Source organism: Cytobacillus firmus, from assembly GCF_023612095.1.
In the GTDB taxonomy this organism is placed as follows: domain Bacteria; phylum Bacillota; class Bacilli; order Bacillales; family Cytobacillaceae; genus Cytobacillus.
In genome coordinates, this window is record NZ_CP086235.1 from 4050671 (window position 1) to 4069714 (window position 19044).

Below are 19044 nucleotides of genomic sequence, written 5' to 3' on the forward strand. Positions count from 1 at the left end.
ACTCCTTCTCACTCCTCTTGAAAAGTTAAATAAAAATTGCCAAATCATCTGAAACCTGGAGTTCTGCTTCAGTATTTTCAAGTACTTCTTTAACTGTGTAAGGGCTCATTACTTCTTTTAAAAGAAGGCCTTCTTCTGTTACTTCAATGACCGCCATGTCTGTGATGATTAAATTGACACATTTCTTTGCTGTTAAAGGCAGGCTGCATTTCTTAAGAATTTTCGGGTCGCCATTTTTATTGATATGGTTCATAACCACGATCACTTTTTTTGCTTTATTCGCCAGCTCCATGGCACCGCCGATTCCCGGGACCCTTTTGCCCGGTACAATCCAATTGGCCAGATCCCCTGCTCATCGACTTCCAATCCGCCAAGTATCGTGATATCCAAGTAGCCGGATCGAATAATACCAAAAGCAGTTGCACTGTCAAAATAAGAAGCACCTGGAACTAATGTGACAGGGAAGCCTCCTGCATTGCAGAGCATTTCATCTTCAAAGCCCTTTTCAGGAGACTCCCCCATTCCGAGAATTCCATTTTCCGCATGAAACATGACATGAATCTCTTCCGGGATATGATTGGAAACAAGTGATGGAATGCCAATCCCTAAATTCACAATCATTCCATCCTTTATTTCGTTCGCTGCCCGTCTTGCAATCTGGTTCCTCACATCTACTCCCACGCCCACTTCCAATTCACTCCTTCACTTGGAATCACCAAATCAACAAACACGCCCGGTGTGACGATACACTCGGGATCCAGCTCACCAGGGCCGACTATCTCATCAGCCTCCGCAATGGTGAACTCTCCAGCCATCGCCACCAAAGGGTTCGTATTTCTGGCACTTTTGTCATAAATCAGGTTGCCATAAATATCGGCCTTTTTCGCATGAACAATGGATACATCCGCTTTCAGCGGCAATTCTAATAAAAATTCCTTCTCATTTACAGTAACCTTTTGTTTCCCTTCCTCAACCATGCTTCCAAGACCGATATCTGTAAGAATTCCTTCAATCCCGACTCCGCCCGCGCGGATTCTCTCAGCCAGAATTCCCTGAGGTGAAAACTCTACATCCATTTCTCCTGTAGCCATAAGCTGGCCCGCAGCCGGATTTGATCCAATATGCGATGCTATTAATTTCTTCGCCCGTCTTCTGCTGACTAATTTCCCAATACCAATTTCAGGAAAACCAGCATCGTTTCCAATCAAAGTCAGTTCCTTCACCCCTTTTTCATAGATTCCCTGGATGAGTGTCGGCGGGTTGCCAACTCCCCCGAATCCTCCATACATTAAAATACTTTGATCATGGATGCGGGAAAGGGCTTCTTTCAATGTACCGACTTTGCCGGCATTCCTTATAGTTTTCTTCATCGTTTTCCACCCTTCCTAAAGTGCTTTATATCTATTTAAGTTCACTTCATTCTGAATTTCGGTCATAGTTTCAAAGAAAATATCAATCAGCTTATCTATTTCATGCCTTTGGATGGTCAGAGGCGGAGATATAATAACAGCGTCTCCATCTCCCCCCTCTATTCCAGCTGAAGAAGGATAAATAAGCAGCCCCTTATCCCGGGCTTTATTTACAATCATGTTGGTAAGAGATAACTCTTTACTGAAGGGAAACTTAGTAAATACATCTGAGACAAATTCAATCCCGACCATTAACCCTTTGCCCCTTATCTCGCCGATAAACGGAAAATTCCTCTGCCTATTCCTAAGCTGATCCAATAAATACACACCATTTTCTGCACCTTTTTCGACTAATCCGTGCTTTTCTATATAATTCAAAACGGCCAGTGAAACAGCTGCAGACTGTGGATTTGCACTATAGGTATGTCCGCTCATAATCGAGCCGGACCCCTGTATAATCGGTTCCATTACCTTATCACTGACAAGGGTGGCCGCCATTGGTGTATACCCGGCACTCATACCTTTCCCAAGCGTGATGATGTCAGGTTTTACTCCCCAATGCTCCATCGCAAACATTTTCCCTGTCCGCCCTATGCCTGTCATAACCTCATCAGCAATAAATAATATATTATGAAAATCACAGATTTCTTTTATTCTTTGGTAATAGCCTTCTGGTGGGACTATCACTCCGCCAGAAGCACCGACAATGGGCTCTGCAATAAAAGCCGCAATACTTTCCGCTCCATACCGTTGAATTGCCGTGTGCAGTTCTGTTGCGCAGGACATCTGGCACCCCGGGTACATTTCATTAAATGGACACCGGTAGCAATTAGGGGCTGAAACGGCAGGATTCTCATCAAGCAGCGAATGGAATCTTTTCCGTCTTTCAGCATGGCCGGAAAGCGATAAAGCCCCCATGGTTATTCCGTGATAGCTCGTCCAGCGTGAAATCACTCTGTTTCTACGGTATTCACCCTTCTCCTGCCAGTGCTGGATGGCTATTTTCATGGCTGTTTCCGTTGCTTCCGACCCGCTGTTTACAAAAAAAGAGCTATAATTTTCCTCGTTTCCAAAGGCCAGTTCATTCAGTTTTTCTGCAAGTTTCTCTGCAGGTTCCGATGTCATTTGTGAACGATAAACAAACGATACCTTTTGCGCCTGTTTGTACATGGCTTCAACAACTTCCTCAACCGCATGGCCAATGCTCGCTGTCACAGCGCCAGATGACCCGTCCAAATATTGCTTACCTTGATCATCATAAAGATAGACACCCTGCCCATACACAGCTTTAGGGTATTCAGCCCTATGCACCGGTTTAATTAGAAATGAACGTTTCATACTGCATTCTCCTTTTGTTGGTTTAACAGTTAGGCCAAATGTTATTTATCCATATCTTAATTCAAAATTCAGACATTTTATATTCTCCAAACCCATATAAATTTAAGCTGTTTTATTATACAATCAGTACAATAAAATAAATTTAACACTTGCGGCCATCTAACCTTTCAATCCTATTTATCAAAAGCCATTTACCGAGCTATCAATTTTTACATTAAAAGGATTTTAATTGTACAAAACACACTAAACATAATATGGTAAAGGAATGGTTGTCTTGAGTATCAGCATCTATGAGGCACTGAATCTTCCGGTAATGAAAAATACAAAACTTGCTGCGGGGTATAATGGTGTTACGAATATCATTAAATGGGTCACTATTGTTGAAGTCATTGAAGATATCAATCGTCTCCAAGAAGGGGAATTCCTCATTACGACCGGCTATGGACTAAAGGATAACAGCAGAGAATTCGAACGGCTCCTGTCAATGAAGAAACTTTCCGGGGCAGCTATATATACAGGTTTTTACTTAGACTACATTCCTCAGTCTTTTATAGATATCGCAAATGAAAACGATTTGCCGTTAATTGAACTGCCAACGGAAATCAATTTTTCCATCATCACAAAAAGCATCCTAGAGCAAATCCTGAATAAACAAATGGAAATGATCTCTTTTTCCCTGGATACCCATAAGAAATTAACACAGCTGGTTCTGCAAAATAAGGGGCAAAATATCATTTCCGATACCCTTTCAGAGCTGACCGGATCTTCGATATTTGTTATGAATGAAGCTAGCGAAGTCACTTATTTTGTTAAAGCCCATAATGACCTGAAATTTGACGGAGATAAATTATCCGTCAAAAAAAGCGACTTGCCGTATCAGGAACTTTCTTCGGATTGTCAGGAAAAAAGGAAGCCTATCGAATTAGATTATGAAGATTTTAAGGTCCTTTTTTATCCGATTATTGCAAATGAAAAAGAGTATGGCTGTCTAATCGCTTTCAAGGAACTTGAAGAATGGCAAGAATTGCATCTTAATGCCATTGAGCATGCTGCAACTGTCTATGCCATCGAATATTTAAAGGAAGATGCAGTCATGCAGACGCAAATTAGGCTTCGCGGAGAATTTTTAGAAGAATTAATTAATAAAAACTTTCAAACCTCTTCCATCGCTCTTGAACGCGGAAAAAAATTAGGGTATGACTTATCCATTAACCAGGCAGTTCTGCATATTAAAATAGGTAAATTCCTGGATAGCCTTGAACACAGGAAAAGCATGGATTCTCTATATAGCCACGCTGTTATGACATTGGAAAAACTCGGACGGCAATTTATTGTCCGCGAACGACTGGATGGTTTAATCATTCTTTTTGAAGTAAGGCAAGAAGACAAAAAAAACTTGAAGCAGGACAGCCTTGAGGCTGCAGAACTGCTTCTTAACAGGTGGAGAATTAAAAATCCCGACATCCCCCTGGTGATTGGAGTGGGTAAATCTTACTCGGATATCAATCAATTGAGCCATAGTGCAGCCGAAGCAAATTATGCAGCGGACCTGGCCCATCTTCTTTTATGCCCCAAATATATCATCCATTACGATGATTTGGGCACATTTCATCTCCTGATCCAGATGAAGGAAATGGGATTGAGCCTTAAGGATTTTTACGAGGAGCATATTGGGGAACTGCTGAAGAAAAGCAAGCAAGGAATCAATCTCATTGAAACGCTGGAAGCCTATTTTAAAAATAACCTTAATTTACAAAGTACATCAGAAGAACTATTTATCCACCGCCACACGCTTAAATACCGATTAAACCTTATTCAAACCCGAAGCGGCTATGATTTAAATTCAGCAGATGAAAGGCTGAAATTACAGATTGCCTTTGCAGCTTATAAGCTTGAGCAATATTATCAGAATTAAAATAGGGCCAGGCAATTGCAGTGAATTGCCTGGCCCTTTTCTATTAAAAACTTTTTGTCCAAATATTCATATCCTCATAGCCTGAGGAAATAACACAGTTGTTAACGAGTGTACCCTCATATTGGTATCCAAGCCGCTTAACGGTCAAGTTCATTCCATGAGATTGTGCCCTGGTTAACGAAAATAACGTTTGAACTCCATTTTCTTTTAGCCTTTTTTCCAATTCAAGAATAATAGAATATATTAAGCGGTTGCCGCGGAAGTCTGGATCTGTTGCACAATCGGTAACCTCTGCACAGTTAAATTCCTCCATGACCATAGCCGAAGCTGCAGATACGATTTTCCCATTATGCCTGATTGCTGTAAAAAAGTAATCTTTGCCCATCACTTGCTTTAAATAGTCTGGATCATGAACATCTGTTGGATAATATTTAAATACCTTTTTGTACAAGGCAGCCAATTCATCTGCATCTTTCTCAGTAACTTCAATCATTTCAAAGTCCTCTTTTAAAATAACCTTTGAAATCTCCTTACTGTCACTAACAGCCGCTTTTAGAATTCCCTGGTTCTCATCAAAGGCAGAGCTTTCCTTCCTAGTTGATTTCGGATATTTTGCAAAGATTTGCCCATCCTTCCCGTGGAAAAAACCGCTTATCTTGCCTTCCATAATATATCCATTTTCTCTAAATCGTCCCGCATGTTCAGGCAAAGTATATACGATTACTTTGCTTGGATAGTATTCTTTTTCCAAGGAAGATATATGCTTCACACTAGACTCATCTGCCTTAACAATATAACTGACAATTCGGTCGTTATATTTGTCAACTTCAAACTTATTTCCCAGACAAATATTCACGTATACTAAACCTCCTAAGAAAGAGCATTCAGGAAAGAGCGGAGCCTTTCGTTTTCTTTGTTTTCAAAGATTTCTTTCGGTGTCCCCTGTAATGCCAGCTTTCCTTGTTCCATAAAGCAAATACGGTCTGCTACTTCTCTGGCAAAACCCATTTCATGTGTTACACAAATCATAGTCATTCCCTCGTTAGCCAGGCTTTTCATAACCTGTAAAACCTCTCCGATCAATTCCGGATCAAGAGCAGAAGTTGGTTCATCAAACAGCATAACCTTGGGTTTTACGGCAAGAGCACGGGCAATTGCCACCCTCTGCTGCTGGCCACCGGAGAGCATTTGAGGATAAACGTCCTTCTTTTCAAGTAAACCCACTTTTTCCAATAAACTCTGGGAATACTCCTTTACTTCATCCTTATCCCGTTTGGCCACGTTAATGGGTGCGCACATTAAGTTCTCAAGAACAGTCATATGGGGAAAAAGATTAAATTGCTGGAATACCATTCCGATTTCCTGCCTGATCTTATTGATATCTGTTTTATCGCTGTTTACTTGAGTATCATTGAGGAAAATCGCTCCATCCGTTGGAATTTCAAGTAAATTAATGCATCGAAGCAAAGTACTTTTCCCGGATCCGCTTGAGCCAATTATGACTACTACTTCTCCTTTATTGACTTCAAGAGATACATCCTTCAGGACCTCGAGATCTCCAAAGCTCTTCCGCAAATTATTTATCTTAATTAATGCCTCAGAAGGAACAGTTTCCTTAGCCCCTGCTTGGTTTGCTAATGCATTCATGCAGCACTCCTCCTTTCACCGACCGATAGTTTTCGCTCCATTACACCAAGAAGTTTGGAAAGTGAATAAGTCATTGTAAAATAAATGATGGATGTGACCACAAAGAACTCAAGGAACGCAAAGTTAACACTGGCGAACCTTTCAGTACTATGCATTAGCTCATTTGCTGTGATAACAGAACACAGGGATGAATTTTTCAATGTAATAATAAACTGATTGCCCAATGGAGGTAAGCTCACCCGTAAAGCCTGAGGCATGATAACTTTTTTCATTGCCATAAAGTAACTCATTCCAAGTGACCTTGCAGCTTCCATCTGACCAAAAGGAATAGATGAGATGCTCCCACGGAAAATTTCAGAAACATAGGAACCTGCGTATATGCCAAGCCCCAGTACCGAGGCGGAGAAAGCACTTAAGCTTAAACCTAATTCAGGCAATACATAGTAAACAAGATATAACTGGACAAGCAACGGAACTCCGCGAATAAAAGCGATATAGCCATCGGAAATTTTTTGAAGAACTTTATATTTTGATATTTTCATAAGCGCTGAAATTCCTCCAATGATAATTGAAGCTATAATAGCCAGCGCAGATATTTCAATTGTTAAAAGGGTTGCTTCCAATAAAAATGGTATATATTTAGCTACTAATGAAAAGTCGAAAGTCATAATTTTCCCCCAATCCTGCTGTTAAAATAATCTGTGTTTATTCTTAGCGGATATGAATAATGATTACCGTATATCAATTCCAAACCATTTTTCACTGATTTCTGTGTAGGTTCCATCTTCTTTCATTTCGTCAATAATTTTTTGGATTTCTTCTGTTAACTCAGGATTATCCTTTCTGATTGCGATGCCAACCTCATCTACAAAAAGACTTTCATCGGCAATTTTGTATGGGTATCCTTTTGTTTTTATCGCATAAGCAGACATAAGCTTGTCCGAAATAACTGCCTCAAGACGGCCATTGCCCATATCAGTAAAGGCATCTGCTCCGGCACTATAGGTTTTCACATCTGCTCCTAATTCAATAGCCTTTTCTTCAAAGGTTGTGCCTAGTCCTACACCAACAGTTACACCATCAAGATCTTTACCTTTATTGATTTTTGAGTTTTCCGGAACAATGATTGCCCCTCCAGACGTGTAGTAATGGACAAAATCCACTTTTTCCTTTCTTTCATCTGTAATGGATAAACTCCCTAGGATAATGTCATATTTCTTAGTTAATAAGCCCGTGATAATGGCATCCCACTCGGTTGTCACAGGTTTAAACTCTACCCCCAGCCGTTTTGCAATCTCTTTAGAGATATCAACATCAAAACCGTCTAATTCATTTTTATCGTTGATATAGTTGAATGGAGGATACTTCCCGCCCATAGCAACAGTTAAGATTTCTTTTTCCTTGATTTTTTCTACCATATTTCCGGAGCCCTCAGCTTTTCCGGAACTCGAGTCTGAACCGCATCCCGCTAAAATAACCATTAATGCCAGCAATAAGATTGATAATAACCTACTCTTTTTAATTAGCATTTATCATTTCCCCTTTTCCAAATTTCATTTCTTGAACTAATTATAGAATTTTCAGATAAATCAAACCATCAACATTTCCCTAAAAAACCGAATGTTTATTTATCCAAATGTATAAAAAGACCATCCCCTCTTTCAAATAAGTATTTAATTGGCCAATGGTCATATCGTGAATCCCCATGGATTTCAAAGTTCTTCCACTTTCCAGGAAGTCCTGACCTAATAAATAGGAGGCCATTGTAATGCTCGATTCTGTTAACCTTACATCGACTCCTGTTTTTTTGGCTAATTCAAACCAAGGGACCAATCCATAGGGTACATCCTCTGTCAGATAACGATGATCCAATTCTTCCGGACCTTTGGCTGTAAGATGCGGACTAGTAGAAATCATTTCATGCCAGTTTGAATTTGAAGTGACATAACCTGTATTCATTACCCGTTCCAAGTATGGAATTACATTAAGTCCAAGAGACTTTCCTACTCTGATTCTCTCTTCATCAAGTTTTTCAAGTACACCGGCAATTCTTGAAGTTACCCCCTCTTGAAAGTGATAATACTCTCCCTTTGCCCGTTCAATTGTGCCCGCATTAAACAGACATGGAAGAACGTTCAACACAGGATTTCCATTATGAAAACCAACTTCCAGGACATTTTCAGCAGGCTTCACCTTTGGGTAAAGCTTACTAAATGCATCAACAAATACAGAGTTTTGTGCTGATGGAAAGGCCGAAGCCCAAATTTGCTTCACATATAATTTAATATGGACTGCTGACTCTCCATTCATCTTTCGGCAGGCATAAGGAAGCGTGTTCGTTTCCGCTAATATATAACGGGCCTTTACCCCTTGTTCTTTAAATATCTTATTAAAGCAAAGGCTTCCACCTGTGTATCCCGGAATAAGCACGATGATTTGATTATCTCTGATATAAGGCGATATCATCTCTGCAATTCTTTCATGTGAAGCAGAATGCGAGATTACAAGGATTATATCTGCAGCAGTAACAGCCTTTTGTAAATTGGTTTCGATATCAGGTGCATGAGCTATCCCTGAAATTTCACCAGTCATTTTTATTTTTCCGGATTCTATCAGCGGAAAGAGATTTGACTGATACTCTGGAAGCTCATAGATAGTAACATCAAAGCCTTTTAGCTTTAAATCGCCGGCTGCAGCATACCCTCCATGACCTGCTCCGATGATTGTAATTTTACTATAATCCAAAAGTTTCACCTTCCTTTCGAATGAGTATTACCCTATAATGTATTCTAATAATAACCTAAACTGCAAATCTGATTGGAGGTACCTTCGTGTGATAAACTTACGAGAGATGTTAGCGCTTCCAATACTCAACAGCTCCAATCTTATATCAGGCAATAAAGGATTAAGCAAACCTGTCAGATGGCTGACCATCCTCGAACTGCTTGATGATATAGACAAGCTTGAGAGGGGGGAAGTTCTTTTAACGACTGCCTTTGATTTATCTTCCAATGAAGAAATGAAAAAGAATTTAATCAAGAAGCTGCATGATCAGGGCGTCTCTGGAATCATTATTCAAACCGGGTATTATTTGGAGGAAATCCCTCACGAAATGGCTGTTCAAAGCAATCATTACAACTTTCCTATTCTAGAACTCCCCAAAACTGTTTCTTTTTCAGAAATCACAAAGGTAGTCCATAAACATATCCTAAATAAACAATTTGAAGAAATTCACTTTTCAGAAGAAATGTATCGCAAATTTACTGATATCGCTGTAAATAACCAAGGGCTGCTGCCGATCGCAAAGGCTATGGGCACTTTAATTAAAGGACATATCAGTATTTTCGATATACACATGAATGAACTTTGTTCTGTCATTTCTTCTGATCCCAAATTGAATTTACCAGATAACTTCTGTCGCGAAATTCTATACCAATATAGGGAACAAGAAGACAATTCACCTTTAAGAACCTCTGCAAAATTAGAATTTGAACATAATTCTGTTCTGATTGTGCCTGTTAATTCCAAAAATGATATATTCGGTTATATTGTTGGAGTAAAAGCTGACGCCTTCAATGATCTAGAAGAAATCGCTGTCCAGCATGCTTCAACAATATCAGCTTTGGAGTTTATTAAACTTTCAAGCCTTGAAGAAAAAGATAATCAGCTGAAATCAGATTTTCTTGAGCTTGTCCTGACAGGCAATTACACAGATGAGCTTACAATTTATTCAAAAGGTGAGGCATTGGGGTATAAAATCGGTTCTCATGACACATGTGTCGCTATCATTAAATTAGATGAATATGATCAACTTTCTTCCAAAGAAAGTGCAAGGATTGATAGAAAGCTTCAGCAGCTCCTTATGAAGAGACTCCAGGACAATGCTTTTAAAACTTTATTTAAAAAGTTAAATGGCCACTTTGTTATTCTCATCACCAGGGAAGCGTCCATCAAAGTGAATATTACCGATGTCCTTACTGCTGTTCAGTTTGAGGTTCAGTCTTTGTACGATACTACCCTTTCGATTGGGATCGGGAATTACTATAATGACTACAGCGAATATCGTTTCTCCTACAAGGAGGCCCAGGAATCTCTGTTCATAATTGATTCCGTCTGGAAAAATAACAAATGCATACACCATAAGGATTTAGGATTATATAAACTGTTGCTCCCTCTGCTCCAGGATAAGCAGCTAATTAATAACTTTCACAAAAATGTCCTCAATGATCTTATTAATGATAAGGAATTACTGGAAACATTAAGAGTTTACTTGGAGGATCTGAAAATAAACGAATCCTCTCAAAAGTTATTTATCCATCGGCATACGTTAAAATACCGGATTAAAAAAATTGAGACGATCACACAGCGCAAAATTTCCAATTTTCATGACCGGATCGAGCTGGAACTTGCTTTAATTATTCATAACATGCTGGATAAAGACACTGACAGCCAATAAAATCCTGATAGAAGGATTATTTCCTTCTATCAGACCGCTATCTTGAAACCATTACATGTTCTTCAAAGTAGCTGATGGTTGCCCTGGCTAATGCCCTTTCTATCTTATCATCAGAATTTGCTTGGGGGTTACACCCTTTATTCAATAGTACATTTATGAACGGCCAGATTTTCTCTCCATACACCTCCATGCATTCCTTTGCCATAACACTTGGCCAAGCATTGCAGCTAATAGCTGTCCTTCTATTAGCAGTATTGATGACTGAAGGTATTTTTTTTTCCCATTCTATTTCATCCGGCTGGAAAATAAATTTGTCGATATTTCCATGCGGCAGTCCTTCAATAGCTTTTTGTTGAATTCCATCTTTTTGAATTTCATATGGATCTGCTGTTAAGTCCAAGACCACAGCACTCTCTGGAAGCACTTCAAGCCATTCATTTGGAATAATAACCAATTTAGCATCCGGCCTTCTCGTTGCATCGATTAACAAATCAGTCTTTCCAAGAATTTCTTTTATCGAATCAGGAAATTTTGTAACTTCTTTTTCTAAAAACTCAATGGTTACACCTTTTGCCCCCGCTGCCTCAAACCCTTGATTGGTATACTCCTGAAAAGAATACCTTGCCGCCTGAAATCCTAAATTGCCCATCCCAAGAATAGACACTTTAAGAGCTTTTCCCTTAAATTGAGCAGCATTCTTCTTGAGCTCATTAAAGGCAGTATGAACTCCCCCTAAAGCCGTCATTTCATACGAGACAACTAAGCGTCTATAGAAATCATCCACAATGGAATCTAAAGAAAAACTATTAATATGGTTTTCTTTTAATTTCTCAAGTAAAGCTGGCCTTGTCTCATAATGAAGCATGGATAGTAGCCCTGAGGAAGGATTCATCAGTTCCAACGACTCAATTTCAGGAACCCGGATAACAACAATTAGATTCTGTTTAAAGACTGTGTTCCGATCCACAAACTTTAGATCACTGTTAACTCTCAGATAATCTTCCTCTGAGTATCCCAGCTTTTTGCCATAGCCTATTTCAAGAAAAACCTGCACATTTGATGAATGAAAATTTTTAAAAAAAGATGGAAGGAAGTCTCTTTTTTCACCTTCCTCTTTATCCATTATTGGAAACCCTATTGATCTAACTTCTGAAGATAAGATAGGGAGCCCCCTCACTTAATATTTTCTGAATTTATATAATATTAACTCATTTGTAAGGCATTTAATATTTACACCTGGTATAAATATCAGTTGAATTTTTATCCAAATAGACAAAACGCGTATCAATATTAAAACTAGTGGTAAGCTTTATTCATTTAACAAATACTATGGCTGACCTAAACTTAGGAGGCATTCTATGAAATCATTGATCTCCCTCATATTAATCAGTTTCATCGGATTGAATCCTTACAGCAGCCAAGTATTAGAGAAACATATCTGGGATCAGCAAGGCCTCTCTGAGGATTATCATGGCCATATTGAAGATCGCTCAGATGGGCCCTACAAGAAGATACAACTGCTTGGAATCAACGATTTCCATGGCCAGCTGAATGTAACCCGGCAGATTAACGGCAGACCAGCAGGACGTGCAGATTATCTCGCTGCGTATTTGCGCCACCGTGCCGCAGAAAATGAAAATACCATCCTGCTTCATACTGGAGACATGATAGGAGCCAGTCCTCCTTTATCTTCCCTCCTGATGGATGAACCGACCATTGAGTTTTTGAATAAGATGGGGTTTGATATTGGCACCATCGGTAACCATGAATTCGACAGAGGCCTGGATGAACTGCTTCGCTTACTAAATGGCGGAAGCCCTTCAGTCGTAAAGAATTACCCTGGTTCCCGCTTTCCATGGATTGCAGCCAATGTTACCAGTCATAAGTCAGGCAAGCACCTTCTCCCCCATATAAAATATTAAATGTGAGCGGGGTCCCAATAGGGTTTATCGGGGTGATCATGAAACAAGCACCAAGTTTATCCGCACTAAATAGTGTGAAGGGTCTTACCTTCACTGATGAAGCGGAAGCTATCAATAAGTATACCCGGGAACTTAAAAAGCAAGGAATAAGAGCCATTGTGGTACTGGCTCATGTTCCTGGCAAATCAAATCAAAAAGGAGAACTAGCCACAGGGCAGCTAATAGAATTGGCCCATCAAGTGGATGACGAAGTGGATATTATGTTCGGAGGCCACAGTCATGCTTATCTGAACAGTGTGGTGGATGGGAAGCTGTTGGTCCAGGCCTATTCATATGGCACCGCCTTTTCTGATGTGGATATCGAAATAGATCCCAGGACAAAGGATATTGTCCGCAAGAATGCTGAAATTGTGAATGTTTTTCAAGAGAATATCCAGCCTGCAAGCGACATAACCAGAATGATCGAACGATATGAAAGAAAAGTAGAGCCTGCTGTGAACAGATATATTGGCACTGCTGCTATACCCATCACAGCTGCCCGAAACAGAAGCGGGGAGTCCGCCCTGGGCAATCTTATTGCGGATTCAGAACGGGCAGCGATGACCACAGATTTCGCTTTCATCAATCCAGGAGGAATCCGCGCAGACATTGACGCCGGCCGTATTACATGGGGAAACTTATATTTCGCGCTTCCCTTCAGTAATCAATTGGTTAAAATGCATCTGACAGGCACCCAAATCCGTGATGTCCTTAATCAGCAATGGCAGCCGAATATAACAAGAATTCTACAGATATCAGGACTCACTTATACTTGGGATGACAGAAGGCCCATAGGTGAAAAAGTAAAGGATATATACCTTATGGACGGTATAAAACTCGAACCGGACAAGACCTATTCGGTCACTGTAAACACTTATCTCGCTAATGGAGGAGATAATTTCACCGTATTTCTAAATGGTATAAATAGAGTGACCGGCCCCAACGATATTGATGCACTGGAGAGGTATATTCAGCAGCTACCGCAGTCGTTTAGTTATGCGATTGATGGACGCATAAAGAGAGTGAACTAAAAAGGACAGTCCCGGAGACTGTCCTTTTTTCTTTGCATATTGATACTAATAGCAGGATCTTGCTCATATCCTTCCAATAGGATTAAAAATGAAAGGAATAGGTTAATGAAAAAATATATTTATTTTCTCATGCTGTTCGGTGTCTTCTTTCCATTATTCCATAAGACAGCAATAGTGTATGAAAACTGGAGATTGTGCACCACTGCTTCTAAATTAATCGGGATCCGCCTTTATGGTCTGGATTTCATGAGAAACCTGCTCATATCAACACTGGCAGCCCTCGCTGCTTTCTATTTCACGCAGCTATTTATTAGATGGGACAGCAAATATAAAAGCTAGCTATTCATAAACCATAAATTGTGGTTTAGTCGGATGGTCAATGACAAGAGCCTCATTCGAAAATTTTAATAGCTTTTGATACAAAATGAGATCTCCCAGACAACCAACTGTCAATATCGCTCCCAGGATCGATAATCCAGGCATGTTAAACACAACTCCCAGAATAAGCGGCAGTAAGCCAGTCGGAATAAATGGCAACAATAACACCTTTTTCATCTGCTGAACTGTCACAGGCTGTTTGGCATGAGCATAAGCTATACCCATTTTCAGGTTGACTCCCCAGGACATTTCCTTCCAAGGAACACCGCCAATATAGTGAAAACCCGCCAAATGAATGGCTTCATGCAAAATAACGATTACGACCATGCCAGCAAAAAATAATAGCATACCCATAAGATCAAAAGTCATTTCCCCGCCGCCATAAATCACAGCATGTAAAAAGAGGACCCCAATTATAAGTGCCAACGTTGCAAAAAACAAATAAATCTGCAGCTTCATCATCGAAACAGAAACAACGGTTGCTTTTTTATTATCCAATTTTTCACCCCATCAGAGTTAGTCAATACCCATATCTACGGATCAAGCAACAGCGAAGTTTCAGATTCCTCTCCTTCTTTTGCCTCAGTCTCAGTTTTTCATAATGTACAGTTTCTGCCCAAATGGACCTAAAGTAGCGAAAAACACTGTTACCGCCACTGTTAGACTTGTATAATCAAGGCAAGAAAAAATGAAAGGACAGTGATAAGAAAAGTGCTGTATATCTGGGATATTGAAAAAATCATTTTACATACATTGAACGAGCAACGCCTCAAAATAAATTACGAGTTCAGCAATACACTCGCTTCACCTATGAGCTACAATGTCTCAACGAATACAATAAAATTTAACTACCTGAAGGTGAACGGCTACATAGCTAAAATTAATTTTAAAATAAAAGAGACAAATGAGAACCTGGTAAAATTAATGCTTTACCATGAGATCGGCTATTATCTGGATTTCAAGAAAAACAAACATGACATCAGAACGCTTATGTACGGAGAAGATGATGAGAAAGAACAGCTCATGGCAGAAATAGAAAGAAACTCCTGGGATTATGGGAGGGGTATTGTACCTGAACATCTGGTCAATGCCTATGATATGTTTAGGGAATTGGATAAAGTGTTCAGTTAAGGAAGATTTGTAAATCTTGATTTTATTAATAATAATGGGAACCTCCAATTCACTAGGTTCCCTAAAACTTTATACTTCTTTCTTTTTGCATAAGTCATAAATGCCCGCAAAGCACCGATACACAGAAATTGGAACGAGCAGTTTAGAGACCAAAAGTTATTCACGAAAAAGAACAGCTTGCGCTGTCCTTTCTATACGCTTCCTGATGCTGACCCGATGGCAACCAGTATCCAAAAGCCGAACTTGTATATAAATGTTCCAATTCCAAGTATAAGTCCCGTCCAGCACATCCCTTTGCTCTGACCCTTTTTCAGCCCCACTGCACCAAAAATAATGGCCAGGATCCAGGCTGGCAGAAGAAACCATCCAATAAACGGTATCAGTCCTAATACAATCCCGCATATGCCAAGAACCAGTGAAGCTACAGCCATTCCATTGCTCTCCATCTTTGCCTGCTGCACTTCCATCGCATCCCCTCCTTCTTTCTATGGATACGCGTGATTTAGTAATAAAAGAACCGTATTCGTTTTAATTAGAGTTAATTTCTGGATAGTTTCATTTGACTCAATTTGGCTCCACATGAACATGCACATCATAAACACCATGGTCATGCATCATGACTTTTTCCACATGTGTCGCAATATCATGGGCTTCCTTAATATCAAGTGTGGAATTAACTAAGATAACTACATCGATAACTTCATTATTGCCGTAGCTTCTACCTTTAATATCTTTTATTCCTTTAACCCCGTTTACTTTTTTGATGGCATCCTGATATTCTTTAATCTTTTCTTCATCAAATCCGTCTGAAAGCTCATGGGAAGCTTGTACAAAAATATCCCAAGCCGTTTTGCATATTAATAGCCCGACAATAATGGCTGTTAAAGGATCAAGCCATGGCATGTTCAGCTGTGACCCAAATATGCCGATTGCTGTTCCTATACTCACCCAGGCGTCTGAAATATTGTCCTTTGCAGCTGCCATTACGGCCTTACTGTTAATTTTATTCGCTAATTTCCTGTTGTAGCGGTACACAAAGTACATTGCAGCTGCAGAAAAAACTCCCGTATATGCCGCAAAAATATCAGGAGATTCATTAACACCTTCAAACATGGATGAAACAGCATTCAGCAGGACCTGAAGACCTACAGCAGCCATAATAAAGGAAGCTACCATAGAAGCAATGGTTTCACTCTTCCAGTGACCATACCCATGATTTTTATCCGGAGGACGCTGGGAAATCCTAAGACCTATAAGCACTGCAATTGAAGCAATAATATCCGTCGTATTATTCAATCCATCCGCTTTCAAAGCGGCAGAATTACTCACATATCCAATTGTTAATTTTAGTATAGAAAGACATATATAAGCCGCAATGCTAATAACCGCAGCACGCTCACCCAACTTAAGGTTTCGATACTTTTCTTCTTCCATGCCCTAGCCTCCTATATTACCCTTGATTATATTACCAAGCGGCATTCGGGTGGGTCTAGAGCAATCTTTTTGACTATTAATAAATAAATAAGCAAAGTGCAATTAAGTTGTACCAATGAAAATTCAAGCCAGCCCGTAAAAGGCTGGCTTGTTTGTATCATCTTAATGTGGGAAACAGAATATGAACAGCCTTCCAATCAAATCTAAGCCCTCTTAAGACTCGCCTCAAACATATCGATAATTTCTAAGAATCTCTCTGCTTCTCTAAATGTATGGTCAGCCAGAAGAGGATGAATATTGCTTTTGATCCGGCATGCCTCTATTAATTCTCTGGCAGTTTTCTTAAAATCCCTTAATGAAGCAACTGATACTTTATTCTGGTTTAAGAATTGGCTCAGAATCGGTTTCGTTTCTGATTGCGGCTGCATAGATTCCAGGTCCACAGCCTGGAATAGCAATTGATCGAAATCATGGCTGAACTCTCTGGCCTGTTCAACCAGCTTTCTTTCGGAAGGGTCTAATAAATGGCCGATAAATTTAGCATGATCTGCCATGATCTTTAGGAAAAATACATTCTCCTCTATAATGGCTTCAGGTTTTGGAGCAAGTACCCCTGAATTAAGCTCTTTTAATCGATTAGCAAAATAAGCTGCTTCTCTGCTGATATGGTCAATCAATAAAGGGTAATTATTTGAACGAATTTCGCATCTTAATGTCAAACCCAATACCTTTCTTTTATAACTCCAGATTGCGGCAGCAGCCTGATAAACCTCGTTATTAAAAGCTTGCACCTGGCCAAGTTCCGAGTTTACATTAAACCTAGCCAGCTTTTCCTCGATTCTTTCAAACAATGCAATAAACTGCTGTGCTTCGGTTATTAGCTGTTTCTGTTCATATGTAAATCCCAAACTTAAAAATAAGGAATGTTCTTTCATAATCCTGGACCAAAATTTAATTTCGTCCAATGATCTAGCGACAATTGGATCCGCCATGTCTTCCCCTCCTTAATTACTCACTCCTTCAAATATATTTTTGATTTTCTGAGTTATTCCATGTTCATTAGCCAGATTAATCAGCTGAAAATTTAAAAACTGCTCCCAAGTAGGAAGCAGTCATTCTTTTATTCATATTTTGAAAAATCCATAAAATAGCTATAAATCAAGTAAACCACCATCGCAAACGCGGTTGAGATGAAACCCCAGCCTAGCGTAATCTGCTCGATAACCAAATAGTTATTGCAAAGCTGTACAGGAGACCAGATATATAGCCATCCCAAAGCTAGAAAAAGAATGGTAAAGAATATAATGAGAGCATGCTTCCAAAATGAACTTAGCTTTGGCCAGCTGTCCCGCAATGGCACCCCAGCCAAAAATGGCAGTGAGATAAACTTAAAGACTTCTACACTTGTAAGCGTCAAAGCTTCATCCATCGTCCTTGGCAGAGACCAATAAACCATAATGATTGAAAACAGCAATAGACCCGGCACTCCATTTTCATTCCATTTTGAGAAAAACTCCGGAAAACGATTCTGAAAGAACTTCGCCATGAATAATCCGGAGATCATGAGCAGGGGCATTTGCATGTGCATATGGGTAATCATAATGGACTCCAGCAAATTAGCTACTGGCGGGAGCATCAAGGCAAGAAGCAGAAGCAATCCGTAAACTGGTGACTTCATCATTCTTCCCTCCCGCTGTGCAGAATCTCCGTTACCCGATCAGCCGCTTCTTCAATCAAGGTATAGTCCATGACTTCGATTAACTGTCCTTTTGGGTTCACCAGATAAAAAGCCGAGTTATGGGCAAAGTTGCCGTATTCATCCGGTATGACAATAACGCCAAATCGGTCCAGCAAAGATTCAAGCTCCTTTTGATCCGGGATCCTTGCCATTCTCCATGTTTCTCCGTCACTGCCGAAAGCCTGACGGTACGTATCCAATGTTTTTGGATCATCCCTCTCCGGATCAAAACTGATGCTAAGGAATTGAATGTCGTGACCAATATACTCTTCCGGAATTCGTTTATATACTTCAGACATATTAACCTCAAGCTCAGGGCAAACCGTACCGCATGAAGTATATAAAAAAGTAATAAAAACATACTTCCCTTCAAATTCCGAGAAAGAGTAGGTCCTTCCATTATTATCTTCAAGTGTTACGTCCGGGAACTGGGGCTTTTCATCCATTAACTGATTAACCCTGGCTTTTTCAGCAGTAAAAGCCTGAAACCCATCTGTGCCAATGTAAAATAGGACTACGCCAAACATCAGTACAAGCAAGCTTGATAAAGCCGTTCTATTTTTTGGAAACATGATTCATCACTTCCTTTTAAAAGAAAGAGACAGC

The 19044-nt window shown here is 39.8% G+C and carries 20 protein-coding genes and 1 pseudogene; 6 read left to right on the forward strand and 15 right to left on the reverse strand.

Translation table 11 applies throughout. From position 1 onward, the window contains the following. Positions 1–25: 25 nt before the first annotated feature. The 3 genes and pseudogenes from LLY41_RS20615 to LLY41_RS20625 all read right to left on the reverse strand — a co-directional run bounded on the left by LLY41_RS20615 (position 26) and on the right by LLY41_RS20625 (position 2747). A pseudogene (locus LLY41_RS20615) lies at positions 26–687 on the reverse strand (3-oxoacid CoA-transferase subunit B). After that, complete coding sequence (locus LLY41_RS20620) at positions 672–1370, reverse strand: CoA transferase subunit A (RefSeq protein WP_251170054.1); 699 nt, start codon at positions 1368–1370, stop codon at positions 672–674. The pseudogene LLY41_RS20615 and the gene LLY41_RS20620 overlap by 16 nt, the downstream one beginning before the upstream one ends. 15 nt (positions 1371–1385) lie before the next feature. Continuing rightward, the gene (locus tag LLY41_RS20625; protein ID WP_251170055.1) at positions 1386–2747 is read right to left on the reverse strand and encodes an aspartate aminotransferase family protein; all 1362 of its coding nucleotides are present in this window, start codon (positions 2745–2747) and stop codon (positions 1386–1388) included. A 274-nt stretch (positions 2748–3021) separates the two neighbouring features. Between LLY41_RS20625 and LLY41_RS20630 the strand changes: the two genes are divergently transcribed. Beyond that, on the forward strand, positions 3022–4662 hold the full coding sequence (locus tag LLY41_RS20630; RefSeq protein WP_251170056.1) for a PucR family transcriptional regulator: 1641 nt from the start codon (positions 3022–3024) through the stop codon (positions 4660–4662). 43 nt (positions 4663–4705) lie between these two features. Here LLY41_RS20630 and ablB read toward each other — a convergent pair whose 3' ends face one another. The 5 genes from ablB to LLY41_RS20655 form a co-directional block, all read right to left on the reverse strand. Further along, a complete protein-coding gene (gene ablB / locus LLY41_RS20635; RefSeq protein ID WP_251170057.1) occupies positions 4706–5518 on the reverse strand; it encodes a putative beta-lysine N-acetyltransferase in 813 nt (270 codons plus the stop codon). 14 nt (positions 5519–5532) lie between these two features. After that, a complete protein-coding gene (locus tag LLY41_RS20640; RefSeq protein ID WP_251170058.1) occupies positions 5533–6309 on the reverse strand; it encodes an amino acid ABC transporter ATP-binding protein in 777 nt (258 codons plus the stop codon). After that, complete coding sequence (locus LLY41_RS20645) at positions 6306–6977, reverse strand: amino acid ABC transporter permease (RefSeq protein WP_251170059.1); 672 nt, start codon at positions 6975–6977, stop codon at positions 6306–6308. Before LLY41_RS20645 ends, LLY41_RS20640 begins: the two co-directional genes overlap by 4 nt. Before the next feature lie 63 nt (positions 6978–7040). Further along, positions 7041–7838, reverse strand: coding sequence for a transporter substrate-binding domain-containing protein (locus LLY41_RS20650; protein WP_251170060.1), 798 nt, complete (start codon positions 7836–7838; stop codon positions 7041–7043). Positions 7839–7917: 79 nt separating this feature from the next. Continuing rightward, positions 7918–9054 (reverse strand): NAD/NADP octopine/nopaline dehydrogenase family protein, encoded by a 1137-nt coding sequence (locus LLY41_RS20655; RefSeq protein WP_304586468.1) that lies wholly within the window; start codon positions 9052–9054, stop codon positions 7918–7920. Positions 9055–9142: 88 nt separating this feature from the next. Here LLY41_RS20655 and LLY41_RS20660 point away from each other — a divergent pair, with 88 nt between their 5' ends. Continuing rightward, the gene (locus LLY41_RS20660) at positions 9143–10765 is read left to right on the forward strand and encodes a PucR family transcriptional regulator (RefSeq protein WP_251170062.1); all 1623 of its coding nucleotides are present in this window, start codon (positions 9143–9145) and stop codon (positions 10763–10765) included. 37 nt (positions 10766–10802) lie between these two features. Here LLY41_RS20660 and LLY41_RS20665 read toward each other — a convergent pair whose 3' ends face one another. Then, positions 10803–11888, reverse strand: a complete 1086-nt coding sequence (locus LLY41_RS20665) for a Rossmann-fold NAD(P)-binding domain-containing protein (RefSeq protein ID WP_251170063.1) — start codon at positions 11886–11888, stop codon at positions 10803–10805. A gap of 235 nt (positions 11889–12123) precedes the next feature. On the opposite strand from LLY41_RS20665, the gene LLY41_RS20670 reads away from it, so the two are divergent. The 3 genes from LLY41_RS20670 to LLY41_RS20680 all read left to right on the forward strand — a co-directional run bounded on the left by LLY41_RS20670 (position 12124) and on the right by LLY41_RS20680 (position 14096). After that, the gene (locus LLY41_RS20670; RefSeq protein ID WP_304586469.1) at positions 12124–12687 is read left to right on the forward strand and encodes a metallophosphoesterase; all 564 of its coding nucleotides are present in this window, start codon (positions 12124–12126) and stop codon (positions 12685–12687) included. A 38-nt stretch (positions 12688–12725) separates the two neighbouring features. Next, positions 12726–13757 (forward strand): bifunctional metallophosphatase/5'-nucleotidase, encoded by a 1032-nt coding sequence (locus tag LLY41_RS20675; RefSeq protein ID WP_304586470.1) that lies wholly within the window; start codon positions 12726–12728, stop codon positions 13755–13757. Positions 13758–13862: 105 nt separating this feature from the next. Continuing rightward, a complete protein-coding gene (locus LLY41_RS20680) occupies positions 13863–14096 on the forward strand; it encodes a hypothetical protein (protein WP_251170065.1) in 234 nt (77 codons plus the stop codon). On the opposite strand, the gene LLY41_RS20685 is transcribed toward LLY41_RS20680, so the two are convergent. Next, positions 14097–14633, reverse strand: a complete 537-nt coding sequence (locus tag LLY41_RS20685) for a DUF3267 domain-containing protein (protein ID WP_251170066.1) — start codon at positions 14631–14633, stop codon at positions 14097–14099. 213 nt (positions 14634–14846) lie between these two features. Here LLY41_RS20685 and LLY41_RS20690 point away from each other — a divergent pair, with 213 nt between their 5' ends. Then, entirely contained in the window at positions 14847–15266 is a 420-nt protein-coding gene (locus tag LLY41_RS20690; protein WP_251170079.1) for a hypothetical protein, read from the forward strand. A 191-nt stretch (positions 15267–15457) separates the two neighbouring features. On the opposite strand, the gene LLY41_RS20695 is transcribed toward LLY41_RS20690, so the two are convergent. The 5 genes from LLY41_RS20695 to LLY41_RS20715 form a co-directional block, all read right to left on the reverse strand. Further along, the gene (locus LLY41_RS20695) at positions 15458–15733 is read right to left on the reverse strand and encodes a hypothetical protein (RefSeq protein WP_251170067.1); all 276 of its coding nucleotides are present in this window, start codon (positions 15731–15733) and stop codon (positions 15458–15460) included. Positions 15734–15830: 97 nt separating this feature from the next. After that, entirely contained in the window at positions 15831–16700 is an 870-nt protein-coding gene (locus tag LLY41_RS20700; RefSeq protein ID WP_251170068.1) for a cation diffusion facilitator family transporter, read from the reverse strand. Positions 16701–16903: 203 nt separating this feature from the next. Further along, complete coding sequence (locus LLY41_RS20705; RefSeq protein WP_304586471.1) at positions 16904–17692, reverse strand: DUF2935 domain-containing protein; 789 nt, start codon at positions 17690–17692, stop codon at positions 16904–16906. Positions 17693–17820: 128 nt separating this feature from the next. After that, positions 17821–18381, reverse strand: a complete 561-nt coding sequence (locus tag LLY41_RS20710) for a hypothetical protein (RefSeq protein ID WP_095245811.1) — start codon at positions 18379–18381, stop codon at positions 17821–17823. Beyond that, positions 18378–19010, reverse strand: coding sequence for an SCO family protein (locus LLY41_RS20715; RefSeq protein WP_304586472.1), 633 nt, complete (start codon positions 19008–19010; stop codon positions 18378–18380). The genes LLY41_RS20710 and LLY41_RS20715 overlap by 4 nt, the downstream gene beginning before the upstream one ends. Positions 19011–19044 lie beyond the last annotated feature (34 nt).